The following is a 16,131-nucleotide window of genomic DNA, read 5'->3' on the forward strand; positions in this document are numbered from 1 at the left end:
GTGATTGGGATAACAACGTTTTGGCACGGGTAAGACCGTGGGTCGCGGTACAGTTCTAGGCCAAATCCCAACAAGTAGACCGTCCGCGAGTCCGGTTGCGGAGAGTTTATACTACCGCTCGCGCAAAAATTGCGTATGGATTTCAGCCTTCCCGACGAGCACCAGATGATTCGGGACGAGGTGCGTCGGTTCTGCGACGAAGAGATCGAACCCATCGCACAGGAGATAGAGGACGAACACCGCTTCCCCGAGGAGATTTTCTCCCAACTCGCGGACCTCGACATGATGGGCGTGCCCGTCAGCGAGGAGTACGGCGGACTCGGCGGCGACCAACTCATGTACGCGCTCGTCACCGAGGAGTTAGGTCGCGTGTCCGGGTCGGTCGGTCTCTCGTACGCCGCGCACGTCTCGCTGGCCTCCAAGCCAATCGAACTGTTCGGCACCGACGAACAGAAAGAGCGCTGGCTCCGCCCGCTCGCGGAGGGCGAGTATCTCGGCTCGTGGGCGCTGACCGAACCCGGTAGCGGTTCGGACGCCAGCGATATGGATACGATGGCAGAGAAAGAAGGTGATGAATGGGTACTGAACGGCACCAAGCAGTTCATCACCAACGCTACCGTCGCCGGGTCGGTCCTCGTCAAGGCGGTAACGGACCCCGAGGCGGGCTACGACGGCATCTCGACGTTCATCGTGGACCCCGAGGAAGACGACGGCTTCGAGGTCACGACCGTCTGGGACAAGATGGGCCTGAACGCCTCGCCGACCTGCGAAATCAAGCTTGACGACGTTCGCCTCCCCGAGGACCGACTGCTCGGTGAGGAAGGCGAGGGCTGGAACCAAACCAAGAAGACGCTCGACGGCGGTCGCATCTCCATCGCGGCGCTCTCGACCGGTCTCGCGCAGGGTGCCTTCGAGGCCGCCAAGGAGTACAGCACCGAGCGCGAGCAGTTCGGCCAACCCATCTCGAAGTTCGACGCCATCCGGAACAAGGTCGTCTCGATGGACCGGAAAGTCGAACGCGCCCGCCTGTTGACCCACAAGGCCGCGTGGAAGTACGACCAAGGCGAGTCGGTCTCCCACGAGAGCGCGCTCGCCAAACTCGACGCCAGCGAGGCCGCCCGCGAGGTCGCCGAGGAGGCGGTCCAGACACTCGGCGGCTACGGCTACACCGAGGACTTCGCGCCCCAGCGGTTCTTCCGCGACGCGAAACTGATGGAAATCGGCGAGGGAACGAGCGAGATTCAGCATCTCGTCATCGGGCGCGAACTCGGTCTCTGAATCGGCACAGATACGCGATTGGCACGTTTTCGAAGTAAGAGAACTGAAAACGTCGGCACCGATAGTCGAATCGGACGGCGACACCGCGGGCTACGCGACCGGAGAAACGGGAGAGAAACGGCGGCAGACAGGTTAGAGCTGGACTGCTTTCTGGTCGGTCAGCGTCTGGGGAACGCTGTGGTGGTACGTCACCGCGCCCGCGGAGGTGACGATTTTGATGGTGAACTCCTCGCTCTCTCTCAGTCCGTGGGACTCCTCGGTGATAGCCGCGGTATCCAGCGTCACCCGGAAGCGGTCGCCCTGATTGACCAGCACCGGCGCGGTGTCGTCGATGTCCTTGATCGTCGAGACGCTGAAGTTCGACTCGTCGGCGGTCTCGGCCATAGTCAGAATCTTCCCGTCGTCGGGACCGAGCCACTCGACCGTCGCCTTCGAGAGGTTCACGTCTCCCGACCCGGAACTCTTCATAACGGTCAGGTTCACGGTGTGGATAGACTCGTCGTTTGCCACGTCGCCGACCGTACTAACGACGGACACCCGGTTGGTCACTTGGGCCGACGACTCCTGTCCGGTCTGCTCGGCTTTGGTCTGGAGAAAGCCTGCGGTGTTGATGAGTACGCCCGCTGCGATGGCGGCGACCAGCACCATGGCGATGAACACGATGAGTGTTCCGATACCCACCTGTGCCCGGTCGGGCCGCCAGTTATCGGTGTCGAACATGGTTCTCTTCTGACCAACTATTCTCACACCGAGGACATAAATCCCCGATATCATTATCACGCGTGAAAATAGATGACAGGACAGAAGAAAATCGGGGATAGCGGCGATATACATTCGATTTTCCGACGGGTTCGGAACGAGTCGTATAATATACGTTACCTTGAAAGAAAACGAACAGCGCCTATATACCTATCAGATTTTCAGGGCCAGTTACCGCTCTCTTCGTAGGCGTCCACGACGCGCTGGATGGCGACAACGTAGGCGGCGGTGCGCATGTTCGGCGCGCCGGTCTCCTCGTAGGTCTCGACCAGATTGTCGAAGGCGTCGGTGATAATGCGTTCGAGTTCCTCGTTGACGCGCTGTTCGGTCCAGTGGAACCGCTGGCGGTTCTGGACCCACTCGAAGTACGAGACGGTGACCCCACCCGCGTTGGCGAGGATGTCCGGGAAGACGTAGGTGTCCGAGCCGCGCAGAACGTCGTCGGCCTCGGGCGTGAGCGGGCCGTTGGCGGCTTCCACGACGACATCGGCCGAGACTTCCTCGGCGAGGTCGCCGTCGATTGCGTTTTCGAGCGCCGCGGGGACCAGCAGGTCCACGTCGAGCGTGAGCAGGTCCTCGTTGGAGAACTCCTCGTCGGCCTCGGGATAGCCCGCGACGCTTCCGGTCTCGTTTTTGTGGCTCTTCACGTCCACCGGGTCGAAGCCGCCTTCGTTGCAGATAGCACCGCTGGAGTCCGAGACGGAGACGACGTTCGCGCCGAGTTCGTCGATGAGTTTCGCCGCGATCCACCCGGCGTTCCCGTAGCCCTGCACCGCGACGGATGCGCCCTCGATGTCCCGGTCGAGGTAGTCGAACGCCTCGCGGGCGGTGAGCATAGTCGAGCGACCCGTCGCCTCGACGCGGCCCGCGCTCCCGCCGCTGTTGGGGGACTTGCCCGTGATGACGCCGGGTGCGGTCGTGTTTTCCAGCGTCTCGTAGGTGTCTTTGATCCAGTTCATCTCGCGCTGGCCCGTGTTCACGTCGGGCGCGGGGATGTCCTTGTCCACGCCGATAAAGGGGCGCAGTTCCTTGGCGAACGACCGCGTGATGCGTTCGAGTTCGTCCTCGCTGTAGTCGTCGGGGTCGATGATGATGCCGCCTTTCCCGCCGCCGTAGGGGATGTCCACGACGGCGCACTTGTAGACCATCCACCCCGAGAGCGCCTTGACCTCGTCGCGGCTGACCCCCGGATGGTAGCGAATGCCACCTTTGTAGGGACCGCGGTCGCCGTTGAACTCCGAACGGAACGCCTTGAACACCTCGACGGAGTCGTCGTCCATCTCGACCGAGAGGTTGGTCTCCAACACGCGCTCGGGGTGTTTGAGTCGGGTCAGCACGTCCTCGCCGACCTCCATGTACTCCGACGCGTCGTCGATCTGTTCCTGCAGACTTTCGAAGGGATTTGCTTGCTCGGACATGGGTGGTAATTTCTGCCGTCAAGTTACAACGTCTCCATAGCGACTCATACAGTTTCCGGAACGCGAACAAGTCCTCGGGGCGTATACAGGCGGTTTTTGACTAACCATCTCCAAATCTCGGAGTTGCAATAAGTGTGTGTATAAGGACCTAAGATAAAACTATAGCATTAATATTTTGTACGTCTGCGGGAACCTACGCCTACGATGCGTCGCCGGGACGACTCGCGCCGGTGGGGGTCCGAAGAAGGCCGGTCACACCGCCGAGTCGTGCAGCCGACGTGACGAACAAATCATGCCTGCAGAAACTGCCGAACAAACGGAGCAGAAAGGTACCGAGGAGACAACCGAAGAGCCGGAGACCGCGCTCGAAACCGCGCGCCGCCAGCTCGACCACGCCGCGGCCCACCTCGACGTGGACGAGGGCGTCATCGAGCGACTCAAGCACCCGACGAAGGTCCACCGCGTCGCGGTTCCCCTGAAGCGCGAAGACGGAGAAGTCGAGGTGTTCACGGGGTATCGCGCTCAGCACGACGACGTGCGCGGTCCGTACAAGGGCGGTCTTCGCTTCCACCCCCACGTCAGCGAGCAGGAGTGTGTCGGTCTCTCGATGTGGATGACGTGGAAGTGCGCCGTGATGGACCTGCCCTTCGGCGGCGGGAAGGGCGGCATCGTCGTGGACCCCAAGGACCTGACCGGCGACGAGAAGGAGCGACTGACGCGGCGCTTCGCCGAGGAACTGCGCAAGTTCGTCGGTCCGAAAAAAGACATCCCCGCGCCCGACATGGGCACCGACGCCCAGACGATGGCGTGGTTCATGGACGCCTACTCGATGCAAGAGGGCGAGACCATCCCCGGCGTCGTCACGGGCAAACCGCCGGTCGTCGGCGGGAGCGAGGGGCGTCAGGAAGCGCCCGGTCGCTCGGTGGCGATCATCACGCGAGAGGCCGCCGACTACTACGACTACGACCTCGAAGACACCACCGTCGCGGTGCAGGGCTTCGGCGCGGTCGGCGCGAACGCCGCCCGACTGCTCGACGACTGGGGTGCGAACGTCGTCGCCGTCAGCGACGTGAACGGGGCCATCTACGACCCCGACGGTCTGGACACCCACGCAGTCCCCTCCCACGAGGAGGAACCCGAGGCCGTGATGACCCACGACGCGCCCGAGAAACTCTCGAACGAGAAGATTCTGGAACTCGACGTGGACGTGCTGGTTCCGGCAGCCATCGGAAACGTCATCACCGCGGACAACGCCGACGACGTGCAGGCCGACATCGTGGTTGAGGGCGCGAACGGTCCCACGACCTTCGGCGCGGCCGAAATCCTCGAATCGAACGGCGTCGAGGTCATCCCGGACATCCTCGCCAACGCGGGCGGGGTCACCGTCTCGTACTTCGAGTGGTTGCAGGACATCAACCGCCGTCAGTGGTCGCTCGAACGCGTCAACGAGGAACTCGAATCCCACATGCTCTCGGCGTGGGACGACGTGCGGACCGAAGTTGAGGCCCGCGACGTGAGCTGGCGCGACGCCGCCTACATAGTCGCGCTCTCGCGCATCGCGGAAGCGAAGAGTACCCGCGGTCTCTGGCCCTGAACGTCGGACGCTCCGCTCGCCGTTTCCGTTTCTACGCGCAGTTTTCGTCTACTTCTGGTCGGCCGCCTCGGCGTACGCCAGCACGCGCTCGGCCTGTGTGACTAGCGGCGCGTCTACCATCTCGCCGTCCACCCGGAAGACGCCCCTGTCCTCGGCATCGGCCTCGCGCTTGGCCGCCAGCACGCGCTCGGCCCACTCGACGCGCTCGGGGTCGGGCGTGAACGCCTCGTTGACAGGCGCGACCTGCGCGGGGTGAATCGCCATCTTGCCGTCGTAGCCCAGTTCGATAGCAAACTCGGTCTCCGCGCGCAGGCCCTCGATGTCCTCGATGTCGGTGTACACTGTGTCGATAGCGTCCACATCGGCCGCGCTGGCCGCGAGGACGACGTGTTCGCGCGCGTGGAGGACTTCGGTTCCCTCGTCGGTCCGAGTCGCGCCGATGTCCGCCGCGAGGTCCTCCGCGCCGAAGACCAGCGCGTCTACCTCGGGCACCCCGGCAATGGACTCGGCCGACAGGATTCCGGCGGCGGTCTCGACGAGCGCGAGAATCGGGACCTCGGCGTCTCGCTCGTCCAGTAGGTCCGCCAGCGTCTCGGCGTCGTCGGCGCTCTCGACCTTCGGGAGCATGACGGAATCGAGCGTTTCCGCGGCGTTCGCGGCCGACGACTCATCGTCGGCCGCTCCATCTCTCGACCCGCCGAGGACGCCACGCAGGTCGTCGTCGGCCGCGATTCCGGTGGGATTGACCCGCACGCAGACCTCGCAGTCGGGGTCGAAATCGGGGTCCGAAAGCACCTCTCGGACGGCCTCGCGCGCCCCGGCCTTGCTGTCGGGAGCCACCGCGTCCTCCAAGTCGAACACGATAACGTCGGCCCCCGCGCTCGGCGCTTTGCGTAGCATCTCCGGTCGGTCGCCCGGCGTGAACATGACGCTTCGTCGTGGCATACCCGGAGCAAGGGCGGCCCGGACTTTCAACCCCGCGGAAACGCGCGCTGTGGGCGCGGAGTCCACCGCAGAGAGATTATTTCTATATAAAACTAGAAAAAAGAACTTAGTAATAAAAATTCGCTATATATGATGCAGTCATGAAACGACGTACCATACTCCGTAACACCGCATCGACCGGCCTGCTGGCACTCGGCGCGACGAGCGTCGCCGCGGCCGCGAACGGCGAAGGAGACCTCGACCCCGAGGACCTTCCGGACGACCCGACGGTCTCCGTTCTCAACGAGGAGACCGGCGAGCGCGTCCAGAAACCCCTCTCCGAGACCGACCAAACGCTCTCGGACTGTTGTGTCGTGGAAGACGGATGCGCCTGCCCGTGTTACTGTTGTATCTGTTGAGGTCGTTGCGCGAGTGCCGATTTTTTCTTTGCGCGCTCGGCGAGAACCGACCGAGAGAGCGTCAGCGAGACCCGTCAGAAAGCGAAAGCGCAGTGACGGTCCCCCGTAGTCGGCCACGTACGCCGTCGCGTCGGCGACGACGACCGGGACCACCACGGTGTCCGCCGCCCGGTACCACCACAGTACCGCTCCATCCTCCCTGTTTAGCACCCACACCTCCCCCGCGTCGGTCGCCGCGAGGAGGGCGTCGTCGGCGACCGTCGCGCCGTCGAACGCGCACACAGCCGTTTTCACAGGCGAGCGAGACCGTCCTCGCGGGAGCGGTCGCGGCCGGGCCATCGGCCCGGAACCGGAATCGCACCCGCGAGTCGTCCGGCGTCGTGCGTCGGTCAAGCGAATTCCTCACACGCTCGTTCGAGTCGGTCGATGTCGGACGCCCGCGCGTTCGCTTGCTTGGCGACTCGCGCGCGTCCGACCCGCCGGGCGAGGGCGTCGTGCCCCGCGGCGTCCCTCGCGCCGCTTCGCGTCCGGCGGTCGAACCGACTCGGTTCCGTTCCCCTGTTCGCGGTCGTATCACTCGAACCGACTTGCGTCCTCGGACGTGGGTAGGTCTCGACTGTGACTGACTGCGACTCGATTTAGTCGAGGCTTGTCCTTTGTTATGGGCCGATTACCGACGCGTAAGCGGTGCCTGAAACCGTTGACAGGCGCTCGGTCGGCCCGAATCGGCGGGATTTTTGCCGGTTCACGCCAACTGCTCGCATGTGACTGGACGCTACTACGAGGAGTTCGAGGTCGGCCAGACCATCGAACACGAGAAGCGACGGACCGTGAGCGAGTCCGACAACCAGCAGTTCTGCGACATGACGATGAACCAGCAACCGCTTCACCTCGACGCCGACTTCGCCGAGGACACCCAGTTCGGCGAGCGGTTGGTCAACGGTCTCTACACGATGAGTCTCGCGGTCGGGGTCTCAATCCCCGAGACCACCGACGGCACAATCGTCGCCAACCTCTCGTACGACGAGGTCGAGCATCCGAACCCGGTGTTCCACGGCGACACCATTCGCGCTCAATCGACCGTGACCGACAAGCGCGAAACCAGCGACGGCGAGCGCGGCGTCGTGACGATGCACGTCGAAGCGTTCGCGGTGAACCGCGAGGACGAGGACGGGGAGGACCTGCTCGTCTGCGAATTCGACCGGACCGTGCTGTCACTGAAGAAGGAAAATCAGTAGCGCACTCGATTCCTTAATTTTATTTCTAGATTGCTAGATAACATTTATCGTGGTTGTAAATAAATAGCATAGATGCGCCATGAACCGCAGACAACTACTCAAAGGCATCGGAGCGAGCGGAGCGGCGAGTCTGGCCGTCGGAACCGCCGCGGCCGGGCGACGGCGAACTGACCTTCAAGTGACCGACGACGACCTCGACGTTCTGCGCGTCGTCCGCGACGGCGATGTCGTTCGGACGTTCGAGAATCCCTCGGTCGAGGACTTAGACAGCATTCACGCACAGGTCGCCGATGAGGAGCAACTAATCAATCAGGACGACTGCTGTATCGCGGAGTGCGAGTCCGACTGCTGTCCGTATCGGTGCTGTCTCACCGGCGGCAACTGTTGAGCGAGAAACGAAGCGGCGTCGGACGCCGCGAACCACTTTTTCGGCGTCTCGGAGTGGCGCGGACGACTACCCGAGAACTGTCGCGTACAGCGCGAGGTTGACGACGACCGCACCCGTCCACGGCACCGCCAACCCCGCGGGCACGAGCAGGCCGTGTTCGTCGGGCACAATCCACCGACAGCAGACGCCGATGCCGACCGCGAACAGTTTCAGGCCAACCAGCGCCCCGAAGCCGAACCGCTCCATTGCGGTCCGAGCAACCGGATTCGACTCGGTGAGACCGATTTTGAGACCGTAGTACGTCGTGAGCAGGTCGCCGACGAGCGCGACGCCGACGAGTAGCCAGAGCGCCCGCTCCCAGCCGCCGATTCCCGCGAGCGGAGCGTTCAGGCGTCTCGGAGTATCGCGGGCGGCGGTCGGCCAGCGGAGTCGGTCCGAACTCATGGTTGGTCCCGGCGTGAAGTACGCCCCGTCACGACTGGTCGAACGGCGAACGCGCCAATTGTTATACGGCTCTTGCGGTGCTGACACGCGGGAGTAACTCGACCAGTGACTCGGTACGCCGGAAACAGTTCCACGGAACAGAAACGGCGGCTCACCCGCCGGAGAACGCGAAACGCGAGATTACGCGGTCGGTTCGTCGTGTCGATGGTTCGCTATCGCCGTGACGAGAGCGACACCGAATGTCTCCGCGACGTTCGACGCGAACGACGGAATTTTTGGCGGTCGGGTCCCTACGCCCGGACGTGTCACAAAGTGGTCCGCGCCAGTTCGTCGAATCGGCGTTCGGTCGAGCGGCCGCTCTGCTTCCCCCGTCGGCGACGCTGACGCGGACCGGTCTCGGTGCGATGCTGGTCGCGGCGGGCGTCCACAAACTGCTCGACCCGGCCGCGTGGGCCATCTACGTCACCGACTGGCTCGCGCCCCTGCTCGTCGTCTCGCCGGTCGTCTTCATGCTGCTAAACGGGTGGCTCGAAATCGGGTTCGGTCTCGCGCTGCTGGCCGACCGCTACACCGCCCTCTCGGCGGCCGTCGCCGCGGTGTCACTCACCGCAACGATTGGCTATCTCGCCGTCGTCTGGGCGACGAAGGGTCAGTTCGGCGACGTACTCGCGCGAGACGTTGGATTGGCGGCGCTGGCGTTCGCGGTCTTTTCGGACGCGGTTCGCGGCGTCGAGTCGGGCGGCGAGTGACTGACCGCGGTTAGCGGACGGTAAGTCTCGCCTCGTACCACTGCCCGTCGTACCGACAGAGCGACTGGTCGAACGACGCCGACGACGGGTCGTCGGGCATGTGTTCGCCCATTCCGAGTCGGTCCGTAACCGCCGTCAGGCCCTCGGACATCGACCCCTCGTCGGTGTAGAGGCGGCCGTTATCGACCGCCGTCGCGGCGTCGAGTACCCCGACGGTCTCCGACGACAGGTTCTCGCGGTCGAAGCGCGCGTCCACGAACTCCGCGTCGAGATACGAGGTCAACTCCTCGCGCGAGGTTCCCACCGAGCGCACCTCGAAAGAGTAGTTCGTCACCGTCAGGGTCCCGCGCTCGGCGTTCGCGGCGAAGTAGTTGCCGTCCCGCTCGACGTAATCGAACGGCGGGTCGGGCACGAGGTCGCTGGCCGACGCGTCCAGTCGCTCGTGAAACTGGACGCCGCGATACGGGAACTCGTAATCGTCGGCGTCCAGCGGGTTGGACCGCGAGGCGTAGGTGCGTTCCATCGCGCTCTCGACTATCCGCCGGTCGGTCTCCGAGAGCGACGACGGCGGTTCGGAGACGACCGTCGCCGACGATTCCGGTTCCCCTTCGGTCAGGTCGAGATAGAACACCCACCGCGTCGCCGTCGTCTCCGACTGGCCGGTCGGGACGATCTGATAGGTGGTTCCCTCGTGGGACGCGAACCGCGGGAACACTCTGGTCGTCGTTCCGAACTCAGCTCGGTCGGTGAACTGCAATCCCTCGACCGTGACACTCCCCGACTCGAACAGCGTCTCGACGACCGACCGCTTGTACTCGTCGGGGTAATCGACGGCGTACTGCGCCGTCGCGTCCGTGGGGTCGTCCAATAGGTAGTTGTCGGCCACCGCGTCGAGACTGTCGCCGACGGGAAACGTTCGAAATCGGTACGTGGGACCGCCGCCACCGGAACAGCCAGCGAGGCTCGTTCCGATTGCGGTTGCGAACCCGGCGAGGACGGTTCGACGCGAGGGAGTCGGGGGCATTAAATTATCGAACCGGGTGCGAACTCAAATCACTTGCGTTACTACATAAATTAAATATATTTTAATAAAAAGTTTTATTTACGAAAAGTGGTTAATATTCGCCCGTGTCCGACAACTCACGAATTGACAGTATCAGTCGCAGAAGCGCACTCAAACGAATGTCGGCGGTCGGTCTCGGTCTCGCCGTCGGGGTGACGGGGACCGGCGTCGCGCAACCGGACAAGGAGATTCCGTACGACGACTTCGAGCGGCCGTATCCGGACAAGACGACGACCCGGTTCGGGTCGTCGCTCCGCGGTGTCACCGCTCACCCCGAGATGCTGGCGCTCTCGAAGAAGGCCGTCAAGCGCCATTTCAAGGCCTCGGACCTCTCCGGGAAAGAGTACGGACAGGCGCTCCAGTATGTCCTAGAAGCCCGGAAGGACTACCCGGTAGAACACGTCTCGGACGGCGGCGACACGGTGATTCGACTCGCGCCCGAGGCGAAGACCGAACCGCTCTATCCGGCGAAAAACGACACGGAGGCACAGCGCCACCACCGGAACGCGGTGCAAGTGTTCGCCGGTGGCGCTTCGGGGAAGCACAGCGCCGAGACGAGCGGTGAGGTCTCGCCCCAGTGGGACCAGAACCACCACAAGGACATCACGGAAGTCCTTCTCGACAGTGCGGACGCGAATCTGTACGATTACCCGATTATTCAGGCGTCCGACGACCCCGACGAATTCGGCGAGGAAGCCCGTGGCGAGGTCAACGACATCTGCGACCAGATCGATCTGGGAGCGCTCGACGGCTACAAGGACAAGGCGTGTGACATCGTTGCCAGCGCGCTGGACGTGTTCCACACGAACTACGCCCAATACTACGACCCGAGCATCGCGTCGATTTCGTTCGGCCCGCTCGGCTCCATCGACGTTCCGGCAGGACTCGGTAAGGCCCCGGAGGCAACCAACACCTTCTACTACGCCGCCGCCTCGGCGGACGACAGCGAAAAGTTCGGCTGGTCGCTCCACTACCTGCAGGACATGTCTCAGCCGCTTCACACCGGAATGGGCATCGAGCAGGCTGGCTTCGAGATGACGTGGACCGGTCCCGAGAAGAACCCCAAAAGATGGCTCCACTACGGCTTCGAGGACCTGCTTCGTGACTTCTGGAACAGCGACCCCAGCTTCTCCAGCGAGACGAAGTCGATGGAACAGATCATGCGCGACAGCGACACTGCGGACTACGTCTACCCCAAGAGCGCCGCCGAGAATATGGCCGAAACCTCGACCCAGTACGCCAGCGACATCTACTACGAAATCCTCGAAAACGAGGACGAGCGCGACTACGGAACGTGGGATTGGTCAACGAAGTATAACGTGTACAAGGACCTGGCCAACTGTTACTCCGAACTCGGCTATCTCGGTCGCGGCATGATCGAGAAGTTCGACTCCTAACTGCGCAGGTCGGAGTCTCCCCGATTTTCGGCATTCTTTCGACGACCCCTCGATGCGATGCCCGACTTATTTACATATCTAGTTGGCTAGAAAATATTTATATTTCGGTGTCGTGTATATAGACTTGGGTATGAAGCGAAGAAACCTACTGAAAGGCATCGCGGCGAGTAGCGTCATCGGTACCGGCGCGGCCAGTGCGAACGTCGAACCGGGCGTGAAACTCGGCGCAGTCGAAGCGTACGACCGACTCCGAATCGTTGGCGACGGTGGAACGGTCGATACCGTCGAGAGTCCGACGTGGGAGACGGTCCAAGAGGTCGAAGCCAGTCTGGACGACGACCAGCGACTCGTCACGCCCGACGAGGACTGCGTGGCGCTGTGTGAAGCCAACTGCCCGTGCAAACCCTGTCTCGTCGGATGTTTCAACTGCTGTAACGTCGAGGAGAGCAAGTGCGACTGTTGCAGCGAGTTCGACAATCCGGACGAAGTTCGGTGTTGCGAAGGCTGTTGAAACGTACCCGAACGACGAATGCTCGGCGGCACGTCGCCGAGCGTTCGCCTCGTTAAAGGATAGTTCCGTGTTTCTTGTCCGGCAGGTCCTTCTCGATGCCCTCGTAGAACGCGAACCGGTTCTCCAGTTCGGTCCGGAGCGTGCTGGGCGGCACGATTTCGTCGATGACGACTTCGCTGGCCATCCGATGTACGTCGATGTCCTCGCGGTACTCCTCGCGGAGTTCCTGTTCCATCTGGGCGCGCTCGTCCTCGTCGTCTACCTCCGAGAGCTTTCGCGCGTAGACCGCGTTTATCGCCGCTTCCGGTCCCATGATGGCGATTTCTCCGGAGGGAAGCCCGAGAACGCTCTCGGGGTCGTAGGCCGGGCCGCCCATCGCGTAGATGCCCGCGCCGTACGCCTTCCGGACGACGACGGTCTGTTTCGGAACCGTGGCCGAGGAGGTGGCGTAGATGAACTTCTTGCCCTTCTCCAAGATGGCGTCTTTCTCGACCTGCGACCCGGCCATGAATCCGGGTGTGTCACACAGGTACAGCAGGGGAATGTCGTAGGCGTCGCAGGTCCAGATGAACTCCGCGGCCTTCTCGGCGGCGTCGGGGAAGATGGCCCCCGCGCGGTGCGCAGGCTGGTTGGCGACGATACCGACCGGTCGGCCGTCGATGCGGGCGAACGCGGTGATTATCTCTTCGCCGTACTCGGGCTTGAGTTCGAAAAAGGAGTCCTCGTCAACCACGCGGTCGATGACATCCGTCATGTCGTAGCCCTTGTTCGGCTCTTGGGGGACCACGGAGTCGATTCCCGACGGGGACTTGACGGGGGGCTTGCCCTCGGTCTGTGGCGGCTTCTCGTCGGCGCTGTCGGGCAGGTAGCCCACGAGGTCGGCGACGAGTTGTCGGGCGTGTTCCTCGTCGTCGGCAACGAGGTCGGCGCTCCCCGACTGCTGGGCGTGAACGTCCGGGCCGCCCAACTCTTCGAGTTCGATGTCTTCGCCCGTGACCATCTGGACCATCCGCGGGGAGGCGATGGCCATCGCAGACATGTCCCGGACCATGATGGTGAAGTCGGCGAAGACGGGCGTGTAGGCCGCTCCGGCGATACAGGGTCCGTAGAGGACACAGATTTGGGGCACTCTGCCCGAGAGCATCGAGTGGTTGTAGTAGTATTTCCCGATGCCCTCGCGGTTGGCGAAGAACCCGGTCTGCTGGTCGATGCGACCCCCCGAAGAGTCCATCAGGTAGAGGACCGGTTTGCCGTTCTTCAGCGCGCGCTGTTGCATCCGGAGGAACTTCTCGACGCCCTTCTCGGCCATCGACCCGGCTTTGACCGTGAAGTCGTTGGCCATGAAGTGCAACTCGCGGCCTTCAAACTCGGCCGCCCCCGTGAGCAGGCCGTCGCCGGGCAGTCGGTCGTCGTTGCCCTCCTCGACCTCGGGGCTGTCGGGGTGCCACCCGTCGAAGTTGGCGAACTTGCCGTCCTCGAAGAGGAGACCGTCGTCGCCGAACCAGAGGTCCAGTCTGTCGCGGACGAACAGTTTGCCCTGTTCTTCGAGTCGCTGTTTGTACTTCTCGGGACCGCCCAGTTCGATGTCCTCGATTTCGTCCCAGAGGGCTTCCTCGCGCTCGGTCGGCCCGAGGTCGTCGGACTCGGCGATGGCCTCGGCGGTCGCTTCGGCGGCCGCTTGCGCGGCCCCGGTGGGTGCCTCGCGGACGACCGCTGGCGCGTCGGCGTCGCCAACGTATACTTCTACTTCGTCGCGGACGTGTTGGGCAAGCGCCTCCGCGATGGCGGACGCTTCCTCGTCGGTCGCACCGTCGCTGACGCGGACTTTCATACAGTGGACTCCGGCCAGCGATTTCAAACAGTTTTCCCTTTGGATTCGCCGGAATCTTGCCGCGGTCGGACTTCGGGGACGTCGGCCCGCGACTAGCGGAGCGCCGGAGAGAACGGTCCGGGACCCACTACTCGCTCTCCGCGAGGGCCGACCCGTGCCAGACGACCGACCAGTCGGCCGGACTCGGGAGACCGCACCCTGTCAGCGCGACGAGCGCGACGGTCCCGAGGTGGTCGTCGGCCGCGATGGGGTTCGGCAGGACGCCCGCCGCGACCAGCGCCAGCGGAAGGGCCAGCGCGAGCGACGCGAGCGCGGTCCCGCGAATCAGCTACTCAGGGGTCGTCGTCGGTCGTTCTCGGGGGCTACCGGAGACCGGAAAAGAAATCGCCGCGAGCGACCGCTCAAAACGTCGCTTCCAGTCGGTCGATGAGGTCCGCAGTCCCGACGTAGACGGGCGTGCGCTGGTGGAGTCGCTCAACGTCGGCGTCCAACAGCGACCCCTCGCCGTTCGAGGACGCGCCGTCCGCCGACTCCACGATGTACGCGATTGGGTTGCCCTCGAACTGGAGTCGCAGTTTGCCCTCGGGTCGGGACTCCAACTCAGGGTAGGCGAACACGCCGCCGTAGGTGACGACCTGATTCACGTCGCCGATCATCGCGCCGCCGTAGCGCAGTTTGAGTTCGTCCTCGATGTCGCTGGCGTAGTCGGCGAACCGGTCGGTCCAGTCGGGGACCCGACCGCCGAACCCGTAGACGGTCGGGTCCGCGGGCAGGGTTAGGTCCTCGCGGACCGCGCGGCGAGCGACCTCGCCATCGTCGTCCCGTTCGATGACGTACTCCGTCACATCGCCGTCGCGGGCAGTCACCATCGTCGTGATGGGACCGTAGAGGACGTACGCCGCGGCCACGAGGTCCCGGCCCGACGCCGGGAGGTCGGCGTCGTAAACTCCGAGGATGGTCCCCATCGAGTTGTTCGACCGGAGGTTCGAAGAACCGTCGAGGGGGTCAACGGTGACCGAGAGCGCGCCGTCGCCCGCATCGACCACTTCGTCGCGCTCCTCGCTGGCGAACTGGCCGACGCCCTCGATGGCGGTCAGTCGCTCGGCGAGCAGTTCGTCGGCCCACACGTCGGCCGCTAGTTGCGTCTCTCCCGAAGCGTTCTGCTCGTCGGTCTTCGTGCGGCGGCCCGCCAGTCCGTCCCGGATTTCGGGCGCGGCATCGGCGACGACCTCGAAGGTCTCCGCAACCGCGTCGTCGGACTCCGCCATCGGCGATTCGGCGTCGCGCATCGTCACTCGTCGAGCGCTTCGTCCGCGGTGGCGTCCTCGAAGATGACCTGTTCGAGCGCGTCGAGGATGGCCTCGGGGTCCTCTCGCTGCCAGACGTTGCGTCCGACCGCGAGACCGGAGCCACCGGCGTCCATCACGGCCTCGACGCTGGAGAGGAACTCGTAGTCGCTGACCTTCGAGCCGCCCGACATCACGACCGGCACGTCGCCAGCCGACTGGACCGCCCACTCCATCGACTCCCGAGAGCCGGGGTACTTGACCTTCGCCATGTCCGCGCCGATTTCCAAGGCGATGCGGGTCGCGTAGGCGATGACGCTCTCTTTGGTGTCGTTTTTCAGTCCCTGTCCGCGCGGGTACGACCACATGACGACCGGCAGGTCGTACTCGCTGTGGGCCTCCTCCTGCACTCGACGGAAGTCCTCGTACATCTCCGTCTCGTGGTTCGACCCCGAATAGACGGTGTAGCCGACCGCGTCGGCACCGATTTCGGCGGCGTACTCGACGGTCCAGTTCTGGGGCGAGTAGGGTTCGCCCGTCCAGAGGTTACTGGTACCATTGAGTTTCGCCAGCAGGTTCACACTGTCGTCGTAGGAGGGGTAGTACGTCTCGGCGACCCCCTTCTGGACCGCCAGCGACGTGACCGCGTCGTGGGTGCCAATGTCGAAAATCTTCTCGGGGTCGAGGGTGTCGGGCACCGAACTGAAGTCCGCGGAGGGTCCGTGTTCGAGACCGTGGTCGTAAGCGAGGATGAGCGCCTTGCCGTCGCGCGTTACCGGGGAGTCTTCGAGTGGTATCATCCGTTTCAACCTCCGGTAACATCACATAAGAG

Annotated in this window: 17 protein-coding genes; 9 read left to right on the forward strand and 8 right to left on the reverse strand. The window is 63.6% G+C overall.

From position 1 onward, the window contains the following. Window positions 1-135: 135 nt before the first annotated feature. Complete coding sequence (locus EP007_RS00110) at window positions 136-1,278, forward strand: acyl-CoA dehydrogenase family protein (protein ID WP_128475713.1); 1,143 nt, start codon at window positions 136-138, stop codon at window positions 1,276-1,278. A 132-nt stretch (window positions 1,279-1,410) separates the two neighbouring features. On the opposite strand, the gene EP007_RS00115 is transcribed toward EP007_RS00110, so the two are convergent. After that, complete coding sequence (locus tag EP007_RS00115; RefSeq protein ID WP_128475714.1) at window positions 1,411-1,998, reverse strand: archaellin/type IV pilin N-terminal domain-containing protein; 588 nt, start codon at window positions 1,996-1,998, stop codon at window positions 1,411-1,413. A gap of 200 nt (window positions 1,999-2,198) precedes the next feature. Beyond that, the gene (locus tag EP007_RS00120) at window positions 2,199-3,455 is read right to left on the reverse strand and encodes a Glu/Leu/Phe/Val family dehydrogenase (RefSeq protein WP_128475715.1); all 1,257 of its coding nucleotides are present in this window, start codon (window positions 3,453-3,455) and stop codon (window positions 2,199-2,201) included. 292 nt (window positions 3,456-3,747) lie between these two features. Between EP007_RS00120 and gdhB the strand changes: the two genes are divergently transcribed. After that, window positions 3,748-5,049 (forward strand): glutamate dehydrogenase GdhB, encoded by a 1,302-nt coding sequence (gene gdhB, locus EP007_RS00125; RefSeq protein WP_128475716.1) that lies wholly within the window; start codon window positions 3,748-3,750, stop codon window positions 5,047-5,049. Between the two features lie 48 nt (window positions 5,050-5,097). Here the strand turns inward: gdhB and EP007_RS00130 are convergent, their stop codons facing one another. After that, window positions 5,098-5,994, reverse strand: a complete 897-nt coding sequence (locus EP007_RS00130) for an HpcH/HpaI aldolase/citrate lyase family protein (protein ID WP_128475717.1) — start codon at window positions 5,992-5,994, stop codon at window positions 5,098-5,100. Between the two features lie 140 nt (window positions 5,995-6,134). Between EP007_RS00130 and EP007_RS00135 the strand changes: the two genes are divergently transcribed. The 3 genes from EP007_RS00135 to EP007_RS00145 all read left to right on the forward strand — a co-directional run bounded on the left by EP007_RS00135 (window position 6,135) and on the right by EP007_RS00145 (window position 8,018). Next, window positions 6,135-6,392, forward strand: a complete 258-nt coding sequence (locus EP007_RS00135; RefSeq protein ID WP_128475718.1) for a hypothetical protein — start codon at window positions 6,135-6,137, stop codon at window positions 6,390-6,392. A 764-nt stretch (window positions 6,393-7,156) separates the two neighbouring features. Further along, window positions 7,157-7,630: a MaoC family dehydratase gene (locus tag EP007_RS00140; protein WP_128475719.1), complete on the forward strand. Its 474-nt coding sequence runs from the start codon at window positions 7,157-7,159 to the stop codon at window positions 7,628-7,630. Window positions 7,631-7,709: 79 nt separating this feature from the next. After that, window positions 7,710-8,018, forward strand: coding sequence for a twin-arginine translocation signal domain-containing protein (locus EP007_RS00145; RefSeq protein WP_128475720.1), 309 nt, complete (start codon window positions 7,710-7,712; stop codon window positions 8,016-8,018). A 66-nt stretch (window positions 8,019-8,084) separates the two neighbouring features. Here the strand turns inward: EP007_RS00145 and EP007_RS00150 are convergent, their stop codons facing one another. Next, window positions 8,085-8,462 carry a DUF5658 family protein gene (locus tag EP007_RS00150; protein WP_243700407.1) on the reverse strand — a complete coding sequence of 126 codons (378 nt, stop codon included), beginning with the start codon at window positions 8,460-8,462 and terminating at the stop codon, window positions 8,085-8,087. A 302-nt stretch (window positions 8,463-8,764) separates the two neighbouring features. Here EP007_RS00150 and EP007_RS00155 point away from each other — a divergent pair, with 302 nt between their 5' ends. Then, window positions 8,765-9,211, forward strand: coding sequence for a DoxX family membrane protein (locus tag EP007_RS00155; RefSeq protein ID WP_243700408.1), 447 nt, complete (start codon window positions 8,765-8,767; stop codon window positions 9,209-9,211). A gap of 10 nt (window positions 9,212-9,221) precedes the next feature. Here EP007_RS00155 and EP007_RS00160 read toward each other — a convergent pair whose 3' ends face one another. Next, complete coding sequence (locus tag EP007_RS00160) at window positions 9,222-10,235, reverse strand: hypothetical protein (RefSeq protein WP_128475722.1); 1,014 nt, start codon at window positions 10,233-10,235, stop codon at window positions 9,222-9,224. A gap of 104 nt (window positions 10,236-10,339) precedes the next feature. Between EP007_RS00160 and EP007_RS00165 the strand changes: the two genes are divergently transcribed. Both EP007_RS00165 and EP007_RS00170 read left to right on the forward strand, forming a co-directional pair. Beyond that, window positions 10,340-11,671, forward strand: coding sequence for a phospholipase C/P1 nuclease family protein (locus tag EP007_RS00165; protein ID WP_128475723.1), 1,332 nt, complete (start codon window positions 10,340-10,342; stop codon window positions 11,669-11,671). A gap of 130 nt (window positions 11,672-11,801) precedes the next feature. Further along, the gene (locus tag EP007_RS00170) at window positions 11,802-12,182 is read left to right on the forward strand and encodes a hypothetical protein (RefSeq protein ID WP_128475724.1); all 381 of its coding nucleotides are present in this window, start codon (window positions 11,802-11,804) and stop codon (window positions 12,180-12,182) included. Between the two features lie 52 nt (window positions 12,183-12,234). Here EP007_RS00170 and EP007_RS00175 read toward each other — a convergent pair whose 3' ends face one another. Beyond that, window positions 12,235-14,013 carry an acyl-CoA carboxylase subunit beta gene (locus EP007_RS00175; protein ID WP_128475725.1) on the reverse strand — a complete coding sequence of 593 codons (1,779 nt, stop codon included), beginning with the start codon at window positions 14,011-14,013 and terminating at the stop codon, window positions 12,235-12,237. Between the two features lie 154 nt (window positions 14,014-14,167). On the opposite strand from EP007_RS00175, the gene EP007_RS00180 reads away from it, so the two are divergent. Continuing rightward, window positions 14,168-14,443, forward strand: a complete 276-nt coding sequence (locus EP007_RS00180; protein ID WP_128475726.1) for a hypothetical protein — start codon at window positions 14,168-14,170, stop codon at window positions 14,441-14,443. Here EP007_RS00180 and EP007_RS00185 read toward each other — a convergent pair. Beyond that, entirely contained in the window at window positions 14,415-15,281 is an 867-nt protein-coding gene (locus EP007_RS00185) for a class 1 fructose-bisphosphatase (RefSeq protein WP_128478458.1), read from the reverse strand. The two genes, EP007_RS00180 and EP007_RS00185, sit on opposite strands and share 29 nt — an antisense overlap. Before the next feature lie 23 nt (window positions 15,282-15,304). Next, the gene (locus EP007_RS00190) at window positions 15,305-16,099 is read right to left on the reverse strand and encodes a class I fructose-bisphosphate aldolase (protein ID WP_128475727.1); all 795 of its coding nucleotides are present in this window, start codon (window positions 16,097-16,099) and stop codon (window positions 15,305-15,307) included. Window positions 16,100-16,131: the final 32 nt, after the last annotated feature.

The organism is Halorussus pelagicus, assembly GCF_004087835.1.
GTDB lineage: Archaea > Halobacteriota > Halobacteria > Halobacteriales > Haladaptataceae > Halorussus > Halorussus pelagicus.